This window comes from Paenibacillus sp. VCA1, assembly GCF_031583795.1.
In the GTDB taxonomy this organism is placed as follows: domain Bacteria; phylum Bacillota; class Bacilli; order Paenibacillales; family Paenibacillaceae; genus Paenibacillus_AQ; species Paenibacillus_AQ albilobatus.
On record NZ_JAVLSX010000007.1, the window covers coordinates 365,017 to 385,097 of the forward strand.

The following is a 20,081-nucleotide window of genomic DNA, read 5'->3' on the forward strand; positions in this document are numbered from 1 at the left end:
TTTCGCACATTTCATGAGCTAGCACGACCGTTAGCGCAACAACTGCCTGTAACGGCAAGTATTTAACGGAAATTTTCCGGTATTATATCTGGAAGTCTTGACTCTCCTGTTATGGTAAGGTTTATGCTTAACCTAAGGAATTCCTGCCGGAATAACTTGTGAAAGGGTGTCTTTGTTTGAAAATTGGAGAGTTCGCGGAATTAAATCATGTGACTACAAAAATGCTTCGACACTACGACGAGATCGGATTGCTTAAGCCAGCGGCAATTGATTCCGAAACAGGTTACCGATCCTATACATCAGAGCAATCTCATCTTTTGAATTGGATCATGATTCTGAAAAATCTGGAATTTTCCCTGAGAGAAATCAAGGAGCTCTTAAGCGGACCCATGGAAAGTACAAGCTTCGTTCACCAATTGATACGCAAACGCATCGAGATTACCGCTGCATTAAATGAACAAATCCAAAAGAAAATGGCTATTGATCGACTCATATCAATCATTGAGAAAGAAGGATTTGAAATGATGAAGGAAATCGATTTGCAACATATGGGATTTGCGGATGTGCATGAAATTAAAAAGAACATTCCCAATATGGAAATGTTTCTTGAAACGGCGGCCCATATCGTTGCTCTGTGTTCGGACGATGATTCGCTTTCGGTTTTTCGGTTTGACATCAGCCACTTCAAACAGATTAATGACGATTACGGCTTCGAGGTAGGAGACAACGTCATTGTCGCTTGCTATCAAATGATTGAATCCAACGTCAAAAAATACATAGATCATGCCACCATTGGCCGTGCGCATGGGGATGAATTCATTGTATTTGCCAAAGCCAGCAAGGACTTAACCACCCTAACCGCTCAAAATATCATCAACGATATGATATCTTTTGATTTTGCCTCCATCGATTGTCCGAAGCAAATGGGATGTTACATCGGAGGTCTCGTCGGCCAGTTCAAAAACAGCATCAATATTCGGAAAATAATCGAGGATACGATAGAAGTTATCGACCATGCAAGGCGAAGCGGCCCTAATTCGATCTCGATCGAATCATACCATTAACGGCAAGTTTTAGGGCCATCCTTTTGCGGGATGACCCTTTCTTTGACTCGTTATGCTCAACGATATCATATTTAGCTATTACAATATTTCAATGTATCCTTCTGTTCCATTCACGCGAATTCGCTGCCCGTCTTTGATCAGCTTGGTCGCATGATCCACCCCGACAACTGCAGGTAAGCCATATTCTCGCGCAGGCCGCCGACTTCCGTGACCAATCCTTTGATGGATACAAATAAAGGTGTCCAGCTTGGATCCGTAAAAGCGGTGACCAAGATATCTCCTTCCTCCAGATCGGCATCTTCCATGTTTAGGATGACACGCGCTCGTCCCTCGATCACTCCGGAAGAAACAGGCAGACCTAAAATCGCATCGGCCGGGAGATTTCCCCGTTTATACGCACCTGTAACGATTTCACCATCAGACGTCATGACACGCGGCGGGGTCAGTTTTTCATAGATTTTGTACTCGTCTTTGCGTTTGCCGGTGATCCGATCATCCAGTGTATTGGTGCGAACGGCTTCGTGAAGCTCTTCAAAGGTAAGGTAATATATATCTTCGATATCATGAATCACGCCTGCTTCTACGAGTCGTTCAGCTTCTTTCAGTATAGCCTGCTTATAAACGAAGTAACGGCAAATATAACCGTATTTGGGATACTCTCTATATCCGATGAAATTCCGGATGAGGTCGATCATGCGTTTGGTTTCTTTAGCCTTTAGATCGCCATCCGGCAATTGCTTCAATCGAACTAACAATTCTTGTTCTTTGGCCAAAGCTTCCTGACGCCCTTGCTCAAATCTCCTTTGGCTTTCTTGAGGCTCAAAGTTTTTGATGTTGCTCAGAATCAACGGGACAAGCGTAATCGGTTTTTCGCTCCAGCGGGGACGGGTAATGTCGATTTCTCCAGCGCATCGCATGCCGTATTTGTCCAGATAAGCATCGATCGCTTCTTTGGTTTCCTGCCCGCCTTCAAACTGAGCCAATTCATCCAAAAATCGATCATCTTTTGTATGCTGTAAATATGCAATCACTTCCGGATAAGGGCGAATCACATCCGCGACATCCAATAGCGCCAAGCCCATTTCCGAGGTGATATTGTTTGGCACTGATTGAGATAGCGTATCGGCTGCGTTTTTTTCGCCTAACCACTCGTACATGTGTTCATTGATCCATACTGAAGCATTCATCGCAGCCATAAACACAGCCGTACTTTGCGGATTAAATAAAATCCTCTTTAATTCCTGGATGTCTTCGAGGATGAAATCGAACAACTCCGCGCCGGATTTCGTTTGGATGTTTTGTTTTAAAGCTTGTATGGAGGCTTGACTCTGCTGGATCAAATCAGAAACGATCGTCGGATCGTTCTCGAAGGCTGCCGGCTTATCCGTATTAATTTTGGCGGGAATCGGTGCTGTTTGATCATTCGGTAACAATTTTATAAAATCTCTCTCGATGATGGTCTTGAGTGCGCCTATAATAAGCGGGTCGGATTCCAGGTTTTTTAATAAAGTTTCCCGGCCGGCAGTTGTAGCCAGCCCACGTGCAATATCAACAAACAACCTCCCGCCGGCTTTACGCATAGGTGCTGAAGTAATCAACAGGTAAAAGGACAATCCCAACGGTTTTATCGGATCCGTCATCATTTGTTGATGACCAACAGATAGATAGACGTGATTTTCTTGATCATCCGCTTCAGGAATCGGGTATAAAGTGGTGATTGGACGGCTCTGGACAATATAAAATGTATCATCAGCCAAACACCATTCGATGTCTTGCGGCTGGCCGAAATAAGCTTCGATCTGTCTTCCGATCCGTTCCAGTTGTAAAATTTGTTGGTCTGTCAGTGTCTGTGCCTTTTGCTGATCTGGATCGATTGGCCGGGTTTCGGTTCCGCCTTCTTTTCGTCCATAGATCGCCAATGTTTTGGCCGCTATCCTTTGGTCGACGATTTCCCCGTCTTGTACTTTGTAATGATCAGCGGATACCAAGCCGGAGACCAGCGCTTCCCCTAGTCCAAAACCGGCATCGATGGACAGCTGCTTCCGGTTTCCGCTTATTGGATCAGCGGTGAACAATATCCCCGAAGTCTGCGGAAATACCATCTTTTGAATGATGACGGATAAATAAGTGTGACGGTGATCATATCCATTTTGCATACGGTAGATAACAGCGCGATCCGTAAAAAGGGAAGCCCAACATTTGCTGATATGCTGCAGAATGGCATCGACGCCGATGATATTTAAATAAGTATCCTGCTGACCCGCAAAAGAGGCGTGCGGCAAATCTTCGGCAGTCGCACTCGAGCGCACGGCGTAAGCGTGCTCCTCACCGAACCGGGTGAGATAGCGAGTCACAGCCTCCACGACATCGGAAGGAATTTCTGCTTCCATAATGGCCTGCCTGATCTTCTTACTGATGTCACCAATTTGGTCTCGATCATCTGCGTTTAGCATGGTTAGTCGATGGAGCAAAGCATGATATGTTTCGTTTTGTCTGATGGCTTTTTGATATCCCGCTGTTGTAATACAAAATCCTTCGGGGACGTGTATTCCTTCAATCTTAGACAATTCCCCTAAATTCAACCCTTTTCCGCCAACGAGATAAAGCTGCGATTTTTCGATTTCCTGAAACCCAATAACCATGGAACTCATTCGACCATCTCCCTAACCATTAGATTGAGAAAAAAACATTTGACAAAAGTTTAACCGGCATGTTATACTTGAAATGTAAGATAAGATACTTATGTATTTATGACAAGAAACAGGCGTGATCTGATTATATCATCACGTCTTTTTTTGTGCAATAAGAAAGAATCTGGGGTTTTTGTCCAGGTTCTTTTTTGGTATTGACTGTCGTTCCGCGCTGGGGCCGTACACCCCAGGAACGGATATTCCGAGCAGCCTAAGATAGACCATTAACTGCCCCCCATGATGATACACGTGATTGAACATCAGCGTACGGGCCATGCCGATCCGGGGTGCTTCGAATGTCGGGGTCACGGCTAACCTCTTGGCGATGCTGGACTTTAGTTGAGGTCCGCCACCTGCTGGAGTCTGTTCCGCAACACGGAAATATTCGTTACAATATAGCCAGGTCTTTAAGGGAGCGATTTGATCATGAACTACGAACATAAAGTGCAAAGGGAAATTGCCGACTGGGAACAAAAAATGTTCAAACCGCCAGGGTGGCTGGAAAAAACATCGAAAACGATCGGCACTCGAATTAACCATTTGATTCCACCGAAGGTGCACCGCGTCATTACGACAACTATTCGATCGATTGTACGCACGGCACTGTTTGGTGCGGAATATACGCCCAGCCGTCGGGTGAATCATACTCTAGTACTGGAGTCTGCAGATCAAGAAGCAAAAGAGCTGTTTGCCCTATACCAAAAAATCGCCGTCGCCGAAGGCGCAGGAACGGGAGCAGGCGGCCTTGTGCTTAGCATGGCAGACTTTCCGGCGCTCATTGCGATCAAGATGAAATATTTGTTCGAGTTGGCGCATGTTTACGGTTATGACACCAAACATTTCTCTGAACGGTTATTCATTCTCAAGGTATTTCAAATGACGTTTTCGGGGCCGGAAACCCGTGCCAGGTTACTCGATACCATCAAGCATTGGCATATTGAGAAAGAAAAATGGCTCACCGACGCCGAATACAATCGCAATATGGACTGGGAGACATTTCAGATCGAGTATCGCGACGCCATCGACTTCCGAAAAATACTGCAGATGGTGCCGGGGATCGGCGCGATCGCAGGGGCATGGGCGAATTACACCATTCTTGAGGAGCTGCGCGAATCCGCCACGAACGCTTACCGCCTGCGCAGATTGCACGATGATTTCGAGATTATGGGCTAATCCCTCTCTGTGGTTGCTAAATAAAACCCACTTTTTCCGGACGTGCTACTTCCCCCATTTCATGAACAACCATTTATGGTTGCTCACCCATAATAACAAAAAGCAGCCGATATGAATGATTCGGCTGCCCTCATGGACTTATTGAGTTCTCCATTTGTTAAATTTCGATAGAAGTTGTAGGGAGCGCCCTCCTGTGCAACCTCTTTTCAGCTTCCTGCTATTGAACAAGCCGGTAAAGTTTCTTCAAATCGTTACTGTTTGTTTGGACTTTGATTCTTCCGCCAGTGTGGCCAGGCGTTCGACCGAGCCGTCCTGCAAATCAGGCGTAAATACGTTCAGGAACTGACAGGAGCTGTCGTGGACTGGGAAGAGATGCGTCGACAAGTTGAGCAGGCCTGCCCTAGGATGCACAATGACGCGGGGGAGCTGGCTTATGCATCCTACCTCGTAATTCCCCCATCTTGCCGCGAACTCTGCACTGCCTTCCGACATCTCTTCAATAAATTCGGTATACCAGGGATCCTCTATATGTCGGGTATACATGGCTCGGAAATGGCCGAGCAGTGATCCGGCAAGATCTTCCCAGCCGATGAACATCGTCCGGTAAGACGGCAGCATATACATACGCCAGATCATATTGCACTCGCGGCTGTCAGCCGTCCCGAAAGAGCCGAAGACGGAAGAAGCCAGCGGGTTCCAGGCAAGCACATTCATTTTACTGTCAGAAATATATGCCGGACACGACGGCATCTGGTCCAACAAATACTTTAGCGAATCCGATACAATCGGTTGGTCACTGTCCTGGTTACTGGCGGTTCGAGGCGGTCTGGCAAGCAGATACAGATGTTTACGTTCGTCTCCGTTCAGACGCAATACGCGGGCTAAGCTGTCAAGCACCTCATCGGAAACATTAATGTCCCTGCCTTGTTCAAGCGAGGTATACCATGGCAGGGAGATTCCGGCGAGCGCCGCGACTTCTTCCCGCCGCAGCCCCTTTGTTCTCCGCCGGGTAAAATCAGCGTGCTGCAAGCCTGCACTCTGCGGCGTAAGACGCAGCCTGCGGGAACGCAAAAATTGGCCGATCTCCTGTCGCTTTTGTTCATCATTCATGTCGGTGTTCCTCCTCTCAGGCTGATACTGTCAATAGTAGTTCCGTCAGTTATAGGGGTGATGCTGTTATTAGCAGGGATATGATTACAAACGGAGTTATTTTTCAAGTTGTAAAGCCGCGGTAAGATGAAACCATGTTCAGTTACGCTTCATTTCGACTAACAATTCTAAACAGGTGGTGTTGAATTTGGACCAGCGTTTGTTTTCCTCTTATCAAGTTAAGGGACTGCAGCTTAAGAATCGCATTGTGATGGCACCCATGCTCCAAAACTCCGTTATCACTAAGGATGGCAAGCCGGGTGAGTGGCATTATGTCCATTACCTCAGTCGGGCCATCGGAGGTGCCGGCCTGATCATGATGGAAATGACGGATGTGGAACCGGATGGCCGCATTTCGGATGATGACTTGGGACTGTGGTCCGACGAGCATATCCCGTACTTCGCAAAAATCATCGATGGGGTTCATTCCCATGGTGCAAAAATTGGGATTCAAATCGCACACGCCGGCCGCAAAGCTGAAGATGCGGGAGTACCGGTCGCCCCTTCGGCGATTGCGTTCCCGGGCTCTCGTTACCGGAAGCCTCGTGTCCTTACAAAGGACGAAATCGAACGGACGGTGCAGCTCTTCGCCGATGCGGCACGGCGCGCCGTCCAAGCAGGTGTGGACACGATCGAACTTCATGGGGCTCACGGGTATTTGATTCATCAGTTTCAATCCCCGCTAACGAACATGCGGGACGATGAATACGGAAAAGATCTGGCTCGATTCGGCGTTCAGGTTATACAGGCCGTGAAAAAAGAGATGCCGGCGGATATGCCGCTATTCTTCCGGATTTCGGCCGTCGAATATGCGGACAACGGCTACGACATCGATCACGCGATACGTCTGTGCGAAGCTTACCGGGATGCAGGCGTGGACGTATTTCATGTCAGCTCGGGCGGAGAGGGTCCGCCGGGGCAAAGAAAGCCCGGTAACTATCCCGGCTATCAGGTGCCATTCGCCCGAAGCATCAAAGAAGCCCTAAACGTCCCCGTCGTTGCGGTGGGAATGCTGGAGGATCCGTCGCTGGCCGACGCCGTCATTGGTAACGGGGATGCCGATCTCGTGGCGATCGCCCGCGGCATGCTGCGAGATCCCTACTGGGCGACACATGCAGCGATCGCTTTAAAGCAAGGGCAGACCAACATTCCGAAGCAATACGAGCGGGCGTATCTGTAATCGGATGAGCACGGTTATGGTACGATCTCGGCAGAGCTCCATTTTATTGTAAAGCCGCGATTTAGTACCGTATGAGAAAAATAATAGCATTTAAAAAAGTACTGTGGGGGCCGGAATTTTTTCCAAAGGCTTCTGACGCAAGCGTATCATTTCGACTATATTTTGACAACGATTAAAAGTCGGTATCCCAATCATTTATTTTAAATCCATTCACCCACGTGAATGGCATCATCTTGAGTTCTGTTTTGCATTTATAGATAAAATCAAAAACCCAGCCTGATGAGGCTGGGTTCAGTCATTCATAATACTGCAGATAAAGTTTCCAATACGCCGCCCACAAATTGTGTGCTTTCTTCGGGAGACTCCCATTTCCGTGGGCATGTTTTTGACAGCGCTTCTGCGGTGGTGTGTTATCAGCACTGCCTCCCCCTTACTCCCGCTCCTCCAAGGTTATTTGCTTCAGCTGAATGACCGTACTCCGCAGCTCCCGCTCTTGTTCCAAGTAGGCGCAAAGCGCCTGAATGAGCGACCTCTTAGGCTCCGCCTTCAAGATCTCCTCCCCCAACAACTGGATAATCTCTTGAAGTTCCTTCCGTCGAGCGCTCCCGCTCGGCCACGTGTTAATCTGCGCAACGATTCTGCCGAGTAATTCCTCGATAATTTGTTCTTTTTCACTAGTCCAGTTATTTGAACCTGCGTGAATGAATGTGTCAAAAGCGCTACGCCCAAGCAGTCCCTTCGAACCTGAGCTGGACATATGCTCGACTAATGCGTCCAGTATGCCGACGATAAACCTGGCGGTGTCCTCAATCGACAACAACTTCTCTTCGTAAATGATGCGCTGCAGATAGTCCTTCAGGATCGCGCGGTATATAAAGATCAGATCCCAAAGAAACGAATTGATCCGTTCGCCGTAGACTTCAAGCAGCCAATACTTATGCCACTCCATCATGCGTGCGCGAACATGGTTCCTCAGCGATCGGAAGGTCGCGTATTGCGTAATGGGAAGATCAATGAATTCGACCATAATATGCCTGTATTCAATAAAATATTGAAAGCGAAATGCGATTTGATCAACGAACTTTTCCTTGGAACTTTTTGATTCGTTATTTTTCAAGAACTCGGCTTGTTCAAAATAAACCGTCTGGCACTCATCGAAAACGGCGCACAATAAGTCTTCTTTGGAAGGGAAATGCTTGTACACCGAACCCTTTGCAATGGAACAGTCCTGGGCGATTTCCTGAATCGAGGTCGCCAGGTAACCTTTTTCTTTAAACATCTTGGAAGCCGAATGAATGATATCCTGCTTGGTTACGCTCATCCTTACGCATCCTTCCCCTCTTGACAACTTTAAACTCATAGTACAAAATTATGAACATAGAGTCAATTGACCTTTAGTTCAAAATATAGAATCGCAGGTCACATCATAAGAGCTTTGCTCGATTTCATTATGGGAGAGTGATTTATTTTGGAAGAGCTTTTGTATGAATTTCCTAAAACGGCATTAATCGTCGTCGACTTGCAAAAATGGCTTGGAGCCCAATATGCTCCACACTCGGCAGAAGAAGTTGTCAGCCGCGCTTCCACCCTAGTTCAAGCATTCCGTCAGGCAGGTGCTTTCGTAGGGCTTGTTCGCGTATCCACGAAAGACTTCAAAGATATGCCGCGTCCGGTATTAGATCAGGCCCCTCCTCCCTTAAACCTGGAGCCTGGATGGGATGAGATTGTTCCCGAGATCGGAGTCACCGATACCGATCATGTCATTACGAAACGCCAATGGGGAGCATTTTACGGAACGGACTTGGATCTACAGTTACGCAGACGGGGTATCACGACAATCGTCCTTTGCGGCATTGCTTCTGGTATTGGTGTTGATACCACGGCACGCGAAGCTTTTGCCCATGGGTATCAAGTGGTTTTTGCTATTGACGCGATGACCGGCTTCACCAAATCGGAACATGATCATGTAAGTAAAGTCATCTTTCCGCGTATTGGCAGAGTCCGTACGACCGAGGATATTCTCGCATGTGCCGCGCTTCAATCGGAGACGTCTGTATAATGAGAGGTACATGCTTTTGATTCATACGGAAGGTCAAATTGACCATAGTACCATGTTCTTGTCCTTTACTGCATAGGATTTAAGTTTTTGTCCTCAGTTTCGGACAGGAACTTGGTTCATATAACGAAATAAGCCGCAAAAATAGCTACTTTTAACATGTAACGATGTTTCCTTATATTTTCTTATAGTCGCTATTCATGATCCCTTTCACGAGCCTCGGCCATTCCGGATTTGCGGGGCAATATTTTTTCGCGACTTTCTCTACGGTGGTATAACCCTTATTCACGTAGTTCTTCGAGATAAGTTGGCCGAATTTCTCCACGCAATCTTCCTTCGATTTAAAATAGAACGCTTTATTGTTCGAACCTCCTGTCGCGTTCAGTCCGAACAAATTGTTCTTCCTCGTCGCAAGCTTGCTTCTCCCATTGCCGCTCTCGAGCTTCATGACCGCAATCGTGAAATAGGCATTAATATCGTACTTTTCTTCGATTTCGAGCACCGCTTCTTCGAGACCATGTCCCGCAAGCCCCGTTCCGCGAAGCAATTCCTTAATGTGCTGTGCCTCCAATCCCGAATCCGAACGAATCGATGACGACGGTGCCGAAGGTTTGGCAGCGGTTCGCTTCGCAGCAGACTTGGCCGAAGTTTTCGGAATCGTTTGAGCAGGGCGTTTCGTCGTAATCACGGGATCGGGTAACAGCGATGACGTCTGCCCTTCCATTTTTTTCGCATAACCGCTATGTACGTATCCACCATCCTTAAGCTTAAGCCATCCATTTCCCGTCACACCGACGATTTGCAGCTTGTCGCCTTGCTCTTGCACCGCGAGAATCCGGGATTTCGCAGTCGGCCCGCTTCGAACATTCAGATAGGATGCAGTCACTTTATACGTGTGCGGTTGTTCCGTCCCGGATAAGTTCACGGATTTTCGCATATGCAATTTTTCAGAACGCAAAGCCTCGGCCTGCATGGTTCGAGAGGATGAAAGGGTTTGCGGAACCGTGGGAGAAAAAACAGGGGACAACTCGTTTGAGGAAGTAACGAGCGAACTCGATTTTTGAACAAACGTCGCCAATCTATCGGGTTTCTGCCCATCAGCGACCAGACTCGGTAAAAAATCCATACCGGTGGTAAGTAACACACTAAGACAAATCACATATACGAACAATTTTTGCTTGAATATTTTACGCATGAACACACCTCTTCCCAGTAAAGTGATGAAGTTCCTCGTAACGATAAAGGTTTGAATTGTACTCCACTCCATAAACGGAGTGTGTCCGGCTGATTGTGCTTCCTCGAATTTTCTTTTCCAACTTTCGTCCGGACCTTGCGCCGAGTATCCCGTTTTTTTTAAGATCTATTTTGTCCTACAATATGTAACAAAACTGAAACTTATTCATCACGGTCTTTAAGATGCGTTTCAACCGGCACTCCGTTCCTCGTAGAGATCTTTGTGCTCACTTAACTTGAATCATCCTGAACCCTCCTCAAACCTCGCAAGAAAAAAAAGAACAGGACCCTTTGGCCTGCTCCATGAATCAATAGATAAGATTGTCAAAACGTTTTATTTTTCATTCATAATATGTAGTCACTGAATTTCGAACAACCCTCTGCCAATCAAATTGGCGGTCACCGGTTTTCTTCCGATCTCCCTTGCCCATATGGACAATTGACCGATGTGATGAATCTCGTGGGCGATTAAGTGCCGCATCACTTCCCCGTATTTATGGAGTTCCCGTTCCCCTGAATCGGTGATGTCGATCATAATTCGGTCTTCCAGGCTGTCGTTCCAAGCATAGACGAATGGGGCGAGCTCCGCGTGGCAAGAGGCGGAAAAAGCTTTTACTTGCTGCACACTAGCCACTTCCTCAAACGGAGGGATATGAATCGCTTTTTCTTGTATACCACCGCATATCCATCCGTATTCAACGGCAACCATGTGATACAGCGTGGGAAGGATAGAACCTATGCCGCCGGTGCGTTTTTTAATCAGCTCTTCCTCGCTCACCGAATCGCACCAGTCGAACCACTCGTTCCGAACTTGCCAGTTATACTCGAATAGCTTCAACATTTTTGCAGCCTCCCGTGAAGGTTTTAAAAACGGCTTTAGCTCATTTAATCATTTAAAAGGCGACCGTGATCGTTCCATTGACCATACATTTTGTTTTCTTTCGTGTTCGTTATGAATTTGTCTAATCTGCTCTTAAATAACTCCGGTTGATTTTTAATGCTTTGGATCGTGTCGATCCGAACTCTTTTATAAAGATCCGGAAACGCCAAGAAATTCTCATATACTTGCTTATCTTCTTTTAACCTTTGCTCTATCTCCTTATCTATTTTAACAGAATTTAGATCCATATCAGGAAGAACCTTTCTTCCCTCGTCTCTCATCAACCCCAACTTTTCAAGTCGGCGGACACGTTCTTTATTTAATTCCGTCCATGAACTTTTTTTACTTCTGGGAGACAGTCTCTGCGCCAGATCCGTTTCCGAAATTTTCTTTTTGACTCCATCGATCCAACCAAAACACAACGCTTCCTCGACCGCGTCCAAATAATACAGCATATCCGGGGTAGGCTTCATACGAACCAAGACCCAGCAGAACTTTTCAATCTGGCCATTTTCCTGCAGCCAACCCCTCAAGTCTTCTCTCGATCGTACTGGAATTAAATTTTCGATTTCCATCATTAAAATCCATGCTCCTTTCTAGATGAATTTCATTCCCCATATTAGCCAGCCTGATTATTTTGGTTATTGCCTCTCTAACGTTCGTTTATGTTTGCTTTCTCGACCGTTGATTTGGTAATTGCTATTTTTATCATGATCAGCAGAAAGGCAATCATCAAAAGCATTATACCGCTCCAGATAAGCCGATGCGCGTCCAGCTGAGAAATAAACCAGCCGCCGATCAATGTCCCTACCGTAATGCCGACATTCGAAAAGGAAACAAATAAACTGTTCCCGAATTCGGGAGCTTCTTTCGCATCCGTCATCAACAAGCCTTGACTTAGAATAAGCCCCCCGGAATGCACGGCTCCCCATACCAATACGATGACCGCCATCGGCAAAAAGTAAGAACCGAAATAATAAGCGCACAAGTAAATGACCGCATATACGAGAGGAAACAAGATGACCGTTTTTGTCATGCTTTTGTTCAGAAAGAACCCGAACAAAAAGTTCCCGACAATCATGGTGACGCCAAAGACCATCAACATGACGCTAATCCATGTGCCGTTCATATGGGTGACTTCTCCAAGATATTCGGCAAAGTAGCTATACACAGAACTCATGGCTGTAAAGATCGTCACGACGATCAAGATCGTTAACCACAATTGGGGTTTGCGCAATATGCCGAGCTGCTTGCCGAAAGACATTCTTTCCTTAACAGGCATCGAAGGAAGCCAGAGAAGTATGCCTATAAAAGCAATCACGCTCACAACAGCTCCAAACAGGAATGCAGCTCCGAGTGAAATTTTTGCGGCAAGATAGGATGTAATCGGCACACCAAAAGCAAATCCGGCGGTTACTCCGGCCAATACTTGGGTGACCGCTTTGCCGCTCCTTTCGGGAGAAACAAGGCTGGCGCCTGTCGCGATCGCAATCGAGAAAAAGATAGGATGGAAAAAAGCAGGAACAATCCGGAAAGCCAGCATCACTTCGAACTTGGTAGTATAGGCATACACAATATTAGAGACGGCAAACATAAGGATAGCGGCCAGTAAAATCGCTTTTCGATTGACGCCGGAAGCGAGTAACGTCAGGAATGGACCTGAAATGGCGACAATAAAAGCAAATACGCTTACAAGGTACCCGGCTTGTGAAGACGTTATTCCAAATTTTTGAGCGACTTGGGGAAGAACGCCGATCATGCCCATTTCGGTTGTAATGATGCCAAAGATACCTATAGCCAGAAAAAAGATAAGCGAAGAATGAATGTTTTTCATAAATAGCGCCTCCATGAGTTTGCGTCATACGAATAAAAAAATGGCCTTCAGTTGCAAGACCATTTTTGAGAGTGAGTTACAGTTTGTTAGAGATGACGTTATCAAGAAACTTGTCTGCGTCACCATTAAACTTCCAGGAGACTCCGTACTTATCAACCAACATTCCAAAGCACGAAGACCAAGGCGTATTTGATAACGGCATGATCACATAACCGCCTTCAGACAAATTGGAAAAGTAATTTTCCAGCGCCTGTTTATCATCATTAACGATACTAATCAGTATATTGTTGCCTTTAACCAACTCGCCCGTTACACTCTTCATCGACGGCAAAATATCCGACATCATGATTTTCCCGCCTGCAAATTCGATTGAAGACTCCATGATCATGTTTAGTTCGCTTTCCGGCAACGGGTAATTTGGATCTTGCGGGAAATCCTTAAATTTAACCTTTTTTACTTCAATCGCGTTTAAAGCCTCCGCATAAAATTCAATCGCTTGTTCTGCATTCCCATCAAAGTTTAAATAAACAATCGCTGGCATAAAGTAAAACCTCCTTCTTGGTATAAATGTAGTATAATGAACAAAAGGTGACAGCTGTATGTCACCGTTTATAAATAAGTGCAAAAAAGAAGGAGAACCTATGGAAAAGGTTGAGAGATTAATATCCATCATCATGATCTTGCTGAAAAAGGATGTTGTTTCAACCAAAGAATTCGCACAATTGTTTAACGTTTCCAAAAGAACGATTCTTCGTGACATGGAAACGCTGAGTTTATCCAACATCCCCATCTATGCTGTCAACGGAGTTAACGGCGGCTACGGTATTATGGATGAATACAAGGTTGATAAACGCCTTTTGAGCAGCGCCGACCTGGAGAATATATTAACTGCGCTCGGCGGATTGGAACAAATTCTCATCAGCGAAGAAGTTGAAGTGACGATAAAAAAAATAGAAGCCATGGTTAGCCCATTGACTCCGAAAGGTTCGATCCGATTGTCGTTTTATGATTGGGAAGGCCGGACTGAAATTCGTCAAACCTTGAAGAAGTGTCAAGAAGCAATATTAGCAAGAAGGTTCATTTCATTTGATTATATCGATAAAAATGGCGTAATTACGAACAGAATGGTCGAGCCGTATCAGCTTCATTTTAGCGAAACGAGTTGGTATCTAAAAGGTTTCTGTTTGCATCGTATGAGATACAGAACGTTTAAATTGTCCCGGATGGATCATCTTCATTTGGATGAAAAAACATTCAGCCTTAGAGATGATTCGTTAGTACAAGAGCAAGATGCGAGTTATCAACCGGAGCTGGTCGCTGTAAAAGCGTTGATTTCGCCCAACATAAAAGATCATTTCATTGAAAGATACGGCCGTAAGAGTATCGAGAACTGCAATTCCGAATTTTTCCTGGCAACGATCCATGTGCCTCAAAACAGCATTGGATTTCAATTTTTAGCGGGTTTCGGTACAAATTTAAAAATCGTAGAGCCGAGAACATATGTTGAAGACTTTCGAAATTATTTAAATCAAATGATGGAAAAGTACATCTAAAAGCCGGCATTTAAAAATCCCCTTACAGCACCAGGTATTATTTCGCCTCGTACCATAAGAGGAGCTTAACACGGATTGAAGCAGTCTAGTCCTAATTCATGATCCAGGGTATTCCAAAGAAGCTGCCATCGACGCGGGATATAATACGATCCCTACTACCCTAAGAAAGCGATGGAACGTTTTACTTTCTTTGCAAAAGCAATGGGGTTGTCGATCGATTCCCAGTGAATGTACATTAGACGAGGTTCCTCAAACAGCCAGTGATTATGAACGGCGGTTACTTTAATGCCGTTTTTACGGAGGTTTGTCAGCAATTGATTTACCTGGTTTTGAAAAAGAGCCGTTTCCCCTAAGCAGAGCGCGCGTCCCGAACTGTCCAATGATTCAAACGAGAACAGTTGATAACGGATCAATGGGGATGTCGAACGTCTTCCTAAAACAGACGCTCTTATCTTTCTATTTCTGGTAACAAAACAAACCGGACCTTTTGTAATGGAATGCTCTGTTCCACCTAATATAGCTGAAAATTCATTACATATTTTTCTAAAGCGGGCACTTGCTTTCACTGGTTGAGACATGCAGTATCATCCTTTCATTAAATGATCGATACACCTTCAATTCGGGCCGCATTAACCTAAGAACGCTATGGATTCTTTGGTTCTTTTTGCAAACACAATAGGATTCATCTTGGCTTCCCAGTGCATGTACATCAACCGTGGGTTTTCGTTCAGCCAGTGATTGTGGACCGCAGTCACTTTTATCCCGCGTTTACGGAGATTCGACATCAATCGATTGACCTGATTTTGGTGTACGGCAGTCTCACCCAAACAAAGCGCGCGTCCCGACTTATCCAGAGATTCAAACGAAAACATTTGCATTTGAACCAATGGGGATCGCGTTCTTCTTCCCAAGATGGTTTCTCTGAGGTTCGTCATCCGCGTGACAAAACAAACCGGACCTTGATCGACTTCCGATTCGCCTCCTAATATTTTTCCAAATTGAGTACAAAGCTTTTGGAATTGCGGGCTTACTTTCACTTGTTTCGCCATATGAATCCTCCCTTTCATCATGCTCGGTTCATTCTATGACGAAAGATATGAAAGGACTTGGATGGCTGTTCGTATTTTAAAAACTAATTGCAAGATGGCCTAGGCGGAATGAGCTCTTAAACAATACGATTTTTTTATAAAACATAGGGCGACAAGGAGCCTCTTTCTTCTGATCCGAATATTTGAAAATAAAAAACATCCCATTTCTCCGGCGAGAGTGGGATGTTTATAGTTTATTCTACCGGACGTTTGCCGCCCGATTCATCTGCTGCGATGTTCGGAAGTTGTTTGATCGCTTATGGGAACCGCCTTGCCGACCCTAAAAGCGTAATAGCTAATCACAACGATGCCTAAGAAAACGATGCCGATCAAAAGGGAGATGCGCGTCTCATCGTTTAACCACATTCCAACCAGGACCATCAGCAAAAAGGCGATGGTTACATAGTTGGTCAGCGGGGCAAAAGGCATTTTGAACGGATGATTTGCGTCTCCTTTGACTTTTCTGAATTTGATCTGACTGATTAGAATGACAAACCACGGTACCATACCGGGAAGTACGCTGGCGCTGTACACGTGCACAAACAAGTTTTTCGGTGCGATGTAGCTTAAGATTACGCCAATGCCCAATCCTACGAGTACGCCAATCGTTCCCAGCAGAGGCACGCCGTTACGGGACAATTTCGTAAATACCTTCGGCGCCTGTCCATTGACTCCTAATGTATAAAGCATGCGTCCTGCGCTATATATCCCGCTGTTACAACCTGACATGGCAGAGGTGATGACGACAAAGTTGATGAGCCCCGCCGCTGCCGTGATGCCGATTTTCGCAAACGTTGCAACGAACGGGCTGCCGACGGCTTGCAATTGATTCCAAGGGTAAACCGTTACGATCACAAAAATCGCGCCAATGTAAAAGATCAAAATCCGCCAAATAATGCTTTGCGTAGCGCTCATTAACGTTTTTTGCGGGTTCTTTGCCTCTCCTGCTGTAATTCCGATGAGTTCAACGCCTTGGTAGGCCCCGGCCACCAGCGCGAGGGCAAAGAAAAAGCCAGACCATCCACCGGTGAAAAAGCCTCCATGCTGCCACAGGTTGGAAAATCCGACCGGAGCCCCTCCGTTGCCGATCCCGAAGAAAATAAGGCCAACCCCAGCAACAATCATCAATATGATGGTGACGATTTTAATCATCGCAAACCAAAACTCAAATTCGCCAAATAATTTCACGGAAAATAGATTGGCTGCCCCGAGAATCACCATGGCGACGATTCCTGGAATCCAAGCCGGCAAATCCGGAAACCAATATTTCATGTACGTCCCAACGGCAATGATCTCCGACATCCCGACAATCACCCATTGAAACCAGTTGCTCCAAGCCGTCATATACCCTGCCAATGGATGAATGTACTTATGGCCAAAGGTTGCAAATGATCCCGTGCTCGGCTCTACGTACTGCATTTCCCCCATGGCGCGCATAATAAAAAAGATAAAAATCCCTACAATGGCATACGCAAGCATCACCGATGGACCCGTCCATTGGATCGTGCTTGCAGAGCCCATAAATAACCCGACACCGATGGTGCCGCCCAAAGCAATCATCTGAATATGACGAGCTCTGAGCCCTCTCTTTAATTCGTTGTTTTTCATGCAGTTTCCCCCTCTGCTGCTCTCTTCGCTGTTCATTGGATAAGTCGCAATTGATTACTTTTTTGGTTTTGTAAGCGCTACTCTAATTGTATTATCTTGTACGCATGAAAACAATCCTCTTCATTTGGAAAACATTCAAGGAGCATCCGGGTAAATTCAAAACGATTTGGGTTTCACCCGCACGGCTTAAGGGCGGAATATGCATAGCCTATCTTGTATACCTTTTAAGACTTCTTCCGGCACTTCCCTAGCCTTGACATCCTCGCCGAGAAAAAGCAGCCAATTTGTTATTTCGGTCAATTCTTCGGAGTGATTCACATTAATAAAAGTCTTTAGAACAGCTGTCGTTTGGTAAGGATTCGTATAGGAAATGGAAACTTTTATAGGATGGTATTTTTTGAATTGGGCAATCGCCTTTGGACCAAGTTCAAGGACAAGATTAGTGACTTCATCTTTCATACTTAGTATTTCTAGAATCTTTTTTTTGCTTAATCTATGTTTCACTGGGTATGGTTTGACATCGGTGAGATTGTCGACAGGAAAAATCCGTCTCCGCTCTTCCTCCAAGTCAAAGCCTTCAATATGCCATAAGCTTTTTTCGCGATAAAGATGCAAAAGATAAATGGAATAGGACTTGACTACCTTCTCTTCTTCGATCGTAATCAATAAATAGCTGTCCACAAGAAGGATTTGGATCAGTTTTTCCAACATGGGATGGGGCAGGTCCGACAAATCAAGCAGGTCGGGATTATTCGGGTTGGTCCCTTCAAACAGCAAAATTTGATTTAAAAGAACAAGGTCATCCTGCTGGTTTTCCGAGATGAGGCCCAGCAATTTTTCAGCCAAAGACTGGCGGCTTTTTAGATAAGGGAGCTGCTGGTTTCTTGTGGCCATAAAAGCAATAAAAAGAGCCTTGATTTCAGTATCGGTAAAACGCACCGTGGGCAGGACGGAGTTGTTCATCACAAAATACCCCCCATCCCTCCCCACTTCTGCGACAAGCGGCATCCCCATGGCTTCAATTTCTCTAATATCCCTAACCGCTGTCGAACGCGAAATGTTAAATTCCCGCATAATTTCAGAAATGGTAAAGTGGGCGCGGTTGTTGATATACCGCATGATGATATTAATCCGTTCAACTTTTTTCATCGGAACCCCCTAAACAGTATCATTTTTTGACATGATTAAAAGCTATTATAAACCCATCAAGTGAAAAGACAAATCATTTGATAAATTCAAAAAAAAAAGGAAGGTTTTGAATATGGCAAATTTTACGCTTGAGGAAAAAGACAGCTTTACCGTTTTGGGCATTGGAACGGAGCTTAAAAGCCATTACACGGACTATGCCGGCATAAACAAGGAAAAAGCAGACTTTTGGTCGGCCGTCGAACAAGACGGAAGACTGGACACTTTAAAATCCATCGCCGCAAATGAATACATTTTTGCCGTGAACGAAGCGGTGAATAACAAAATGATGTATTATGCCGGCGTCATGACGGAGGCACCGCTACCCGAAGCATCAAGAATCATTCAATTCCCGAAGGGAGAATACCTCGTGGTTAAAGGAGAAGCGAAGACTTCCGAAGAGTTGAGTAACACGCTTGCCGGCATTGCCTTTGGCCAAGTGCTGCCGGAAGCAAAGGATTTTGCCTATGTCGGCGGGCCAAATGCAACGGTTGAGATGGGTCAGCGAAACGGCGACGTCGTTGGCGAAATGTGGATTCCTGTTGTTAGAAAATAAAGAAATACTGCGGTTACGAACGAACAGCACCTCTCCATCCAATTTGAGGGTGCTGTTCCTTTTTTTCAACGGATTTCGCATGGAACTTTCTGAATTGTTAGCTGCTCGCTCTCGTTATTCATTCGTTAACATGCCTGCAAGTTTATTCAGCGCGTTGGGCTGCAGAATGCGATAGTGACGCCCATCCTTTTGCAAATATCCCTTATCGCAAAACTGCGCAAGTACATATAGCAAATGGCGATAGGTGACGCCTAAAAAATCACAGACGGTGACGTGCTTCTCCTTATACATCTCTCCATCGGCCGTTTGCAAAATAAAGTCCGCAAGCCGGTTTTCAAGCGGGAAAGAGCGGCTTTGCGCATACTTTGCAGCCATTTGCGTCGATTTGATGCTTAAAAACTTGGCAAGTTCGCGCAGAAACTTCGCGTCCTCCAGCATTTTTGTGCGGCAAGCATGAAAAGGGATCGCAATACAAACGGTTTCGGTAGAAGTTTGAATCCCTTTGGAATAATAAGTCTGATTTAATAATTCCATTTCCCCGATATAATCCTTCGGCTGGACGAAGTTTAATAAGGAAACCTTTCCGTTATGATGCGTCACATAAATTTTCGCTTTACCTTCGATGACGTAAAACAAAAAATCCGGCCGCTTGCCTTCCTGAATAATCCATTCACCGCGTTCATATTTATGCACTTCCATAAACTCTTCGATCGGAAAGGAAAATAAATGCCCAATCGAAGCTTCCTCCAAATAACGCTGCCTTTTCTCGCTTCTGTAAATTTCCATAACCCACTCCAAAAGATGAGATATCTCATATTATTGTACGACTCTC

General features: G+C 45.5%; 19 protein-coding genes and 1 pseudogene. 6 read left to right on the forward strand and 14 right to left on the reverse strand.

The genetic code is table 11. The features are described from left to right. The first annotated feature begins 176 nt into the window (after positions 1–176). Positions 177–1,064: a diguanylate cyclase domain-containing protein gene (locus RJP21_RS18310; RefSeq protein WP_310860560.1), complete on the forward strand. Its 888-nt coding sequence runs from the start codon at positions 177–179 to the stop codon at positions 1,062–1,064. Between the two features lie 78 nt (positions 1,065–1,142). Here RJP21_RS18310 and ppsA read toward each other — a convergent pair. Together ppsA and RJP21_RS31305 are read right to left on the reverse strand one after the other, a co-directional pair. Continuing rightward, positions 1,143–3,715, reverse strand: a pseudogene (ppsA, locus tag RJP21_RS18315) (phosphoenolpyruvate synthase). A gap of 132 nt (positions 3,716–3,847) precedes the next feature. Then, positions 3,848–4,294, reverse strand: coding sequence for a DinB family protein (locus tag RJP21_RS31305; RefSeq protein WP_397386238.1), 447 nt, complete (start codon positions 4,292–4,294; stop codon positions 3,848–3,850). On the opposite strand from RJP21_RS31305, the gene RJP21_RS18325 reads away from it, so the two are divergent. Beyond that, positions 4,181–4,927 (forward strand): EcsC family protein, encoded by a 747-nt coding sequence (locus RJP21_RS18325; protein WP_310860561.1) that lies wholly within the window; start codon positions 4,181–4,183, stop codon positions 4,925–4,927. The genes RJP21_RS31305 and RJP21_RS18325 overlap by 114 nt on opposite strands. A 243-nt stretch (positions 4,928–5,170) precedes the next feature. Here RJP21_RS18325 and RJP21_RS18330 read toward each other — a convergent pair whose 3' ends face one another. Beyond that, a complete protein-coding gene (locus RJP21_RS18330; protein ID WP_310860562.1) occupies positions 5,171–6,037 on the reverse strand; it encodes a helix-turn-helix transcriptional regulator in 867 nt (288 codons plus the stop codon). A 187-nt stretch (positions 6,038–6,224) separates the two neighbouring features. Between RJP21_RS18330 and RJP21_RS18335 the strand changes: the two genes are divergently transcribed. Continuing rightward, positions 6,225–7,256, forward strand: a complete 1,032-nt coding sequence (locus RJP21_RS18335) for an NADH:flavin oxidoreductase/NADH oxidase (protein WP_310860563.1) — start codon at positions 6,225–6,227, stop codon at positions 7,254–7,256. A gap of 430 nt (positions 7,257–7,686) precedes the next feature. Here the strand turns inward: RJP21_RS18335 and RJP21_RS18340 are convergent, their stop codons facing one another. Then, complete coding sequence (locus RJP21_RS18340; RefSeq protein WP_310860564.1) at positions 7,687–8,577, reverse strand: TetR/AcrR family transcriptional regulator; 891 nt, start codon at positions 8,575–8,577, stop codon at positions 7,687–7,689. A 147-nt stretch (positions 8,578–8,724) separates the two neighbouring features. Here RJP21_RS18340 and RJP21_RS18345 point away from each other — a divergent pair, with 147 nt between their 5' ends. Next, positions 8,725–9,315, forward strand: a complete 591-nt coding sequence (locus RJP21_RS18345) for an isochorismatase family protein (protein ID WP_310860565.1) — start codon at positions 8,725–8,727, stop codon at positions 9,313–9,315. A 172-nt stretch (positions 9,316–9,487) separates the two neighbouring features. Here RJP21_RS18345 and RJP21_RS18350 read toward each other — a convergent pair whose 3' ends face one another. From RJP21_RS18350 to RJP21_RS18370, 5 genes are all read right to left on the reverse strand, one after another. Further along, positions 9,488–10,249, reverse strand: coding sequence for a glucosaminidase domain-containing protein (locus tag RJP21_RS18350; RefSeq protein ID WP_310860566.1), 762 nt, complete (start codon positions 10,247–10,249; stop codon positions 9,488–9,490). Positions 10,250–10,903: 654 nt separating this feature from the next. Next, positions 10,904–11,386, reverse strand: a complete 483-nt coding sequence (locus tag RJP21_RS18355) for a DinB family protein (protein WP_310860567.1) — start codon at positions 11,384–11,386, stop codon at positions 10,904–10,906. Positions 11,387–11,430: 44 nt separating this feature from the next. Further along, complete coding sequence (locus RJP21_RS18360) at positions 11,431–12,000, reverse strand: YdeI/OmpD-associated family protein (RefSeq protein ID WP_310860622.1); 570 nt, start codon at positions 11,998–12,000, stop codon at positions 11,431–11,433. Positions 12,001–12,077: 77 nt separating this feature from the next. Next, positions 12,078–13,259: an MFS transporter gene (locus RJP21_RS18365; RefSeq protein ID WP_310860568.1), complete on the reverse strand. Its 1,182-nt coding sequence runs from the start codon at positions 13,257–13,259 to the stop codon at positions 12,078–12,080. Positions 13,260–13,335: 76 nt separating this feature from the next. After that, positions 13,336–13,800 carry a VOC family protein gene (locus RJP21_RS18370; protein WP_310860569.1) on the reverse strand — a complete coding sequence of 155 codons (465 nt, stop codon included), beginning with the start codon at positions 13,798–13,800 and terminating at the stop codon, positions 13,336–13,338. A gap of 100 nt (positions 13,801–13,900) precedes the next feature. Between RJP21_RS18370 and RJP21_RS18375 the strand changes: the two genes are divergently transcribed. Further along, positions 13,901–14,812: a helix-turn-helix transcriptional regulator gene (locus RJP21_RS18375; RefSeq protein ID WP_310860570.1), complete on the forward strand. Its 912-nt coding sequence runs from the start codon at positions 13,901–13,903 to the stop codon at positions 14,810–14,812. A gap of 155 nt (positions 14,813–14,967) precedes the next feature. Here the strand turns inward: RJP21_RS18375 and RJP21_RS18380 are convergent, their stop codons facing one another. The 4 genes from RJP21_RS18380 to RJP21_RS18395 all read right to left on the reverse strand — a co-directional run bounded on the left by RJP21_RS18380 (position 14,968) and on the right by RJP21_RS18395 (position 18,657). Next, the gene (locus tag RJP21_RS18380; RefSeq protein ID WP_310860571.1) at positions 14,968–15,390 is read right to left on the reverse strand and encodes a DUF1259 domain-containing protein; all 423 of its coding nucleotides are present in this window, start codon (positions 15,388–15,390) and stop codon (positions 14,968–14,970) included. Positions 15,391–15,441: 51 nt separating this feature from the next. After that, entirely contained in the window at positions 15,442–15,861 is a 420-nt protein-coding gene (locus RJP21_RS18385; protein ID WP_160043919.1) for a DUF1259 domain-containing protein, read from the reverse strand. A 261-nt stretch (positions 15,862–16,122) separates the two neighbouring features. Beyond that, on the reverse strand, positions 16,123–17,508 hold the full coding sequence (locus tag RJP21_RS18390; RefSeq protein WP_310860572.1) for an amino acid permease: 1,386 nt from the start codon (positions 17,506–17,508) through the stop codon (positions 16,123–16,125). 186 nt (positions 17,509–17,694) lie between these two features. After that, positions 17,695–18,657, reverse strand: coding sequence for a helix-turn-helix transcriptional regulator (locus tag RJP21_RS18395; RefSeq protein WP_310860573.1), 963 nt, complete (start codon positions 18,655–18,657; stop codon positions 17,695–17,697). A gap of 112 nt (positions 18,658–18,769) precedes the next feature. Between RJP21_RS18395 and RJP21_RS18400 the strand changes: the two genes are divergently transcribed. After that, complete coding sequence (locus tag RJP21_RS18400) at positions 18,770–19,249, forward strand: GyrI-like domain-containing protein (protein ID WP_310860574.1); 480 nt, start codon at positions 18,770–18,772, stop codon at positions 19,247–19,249. Between the two features lie 114 nt (positions 19,250–19,363). Here the strand turns inward: RJP21_RS18400 and yeiL are convergent, their stop codons facing one another. After that, on the reverse strand, positions 19,364–20,035 hold the full coding sequence (yeiL, locus tag RJP21_RS18405; RefSeq protein WP_310860575.1) for a transcriptional regulator YeiL: 672 nt from the start codon (positions 20,033–20,035) through the stop codon (positions 19,364–19,366). Between the last annotated feature and the right edge of the window lie 46 nt (positions 20,036–20,081).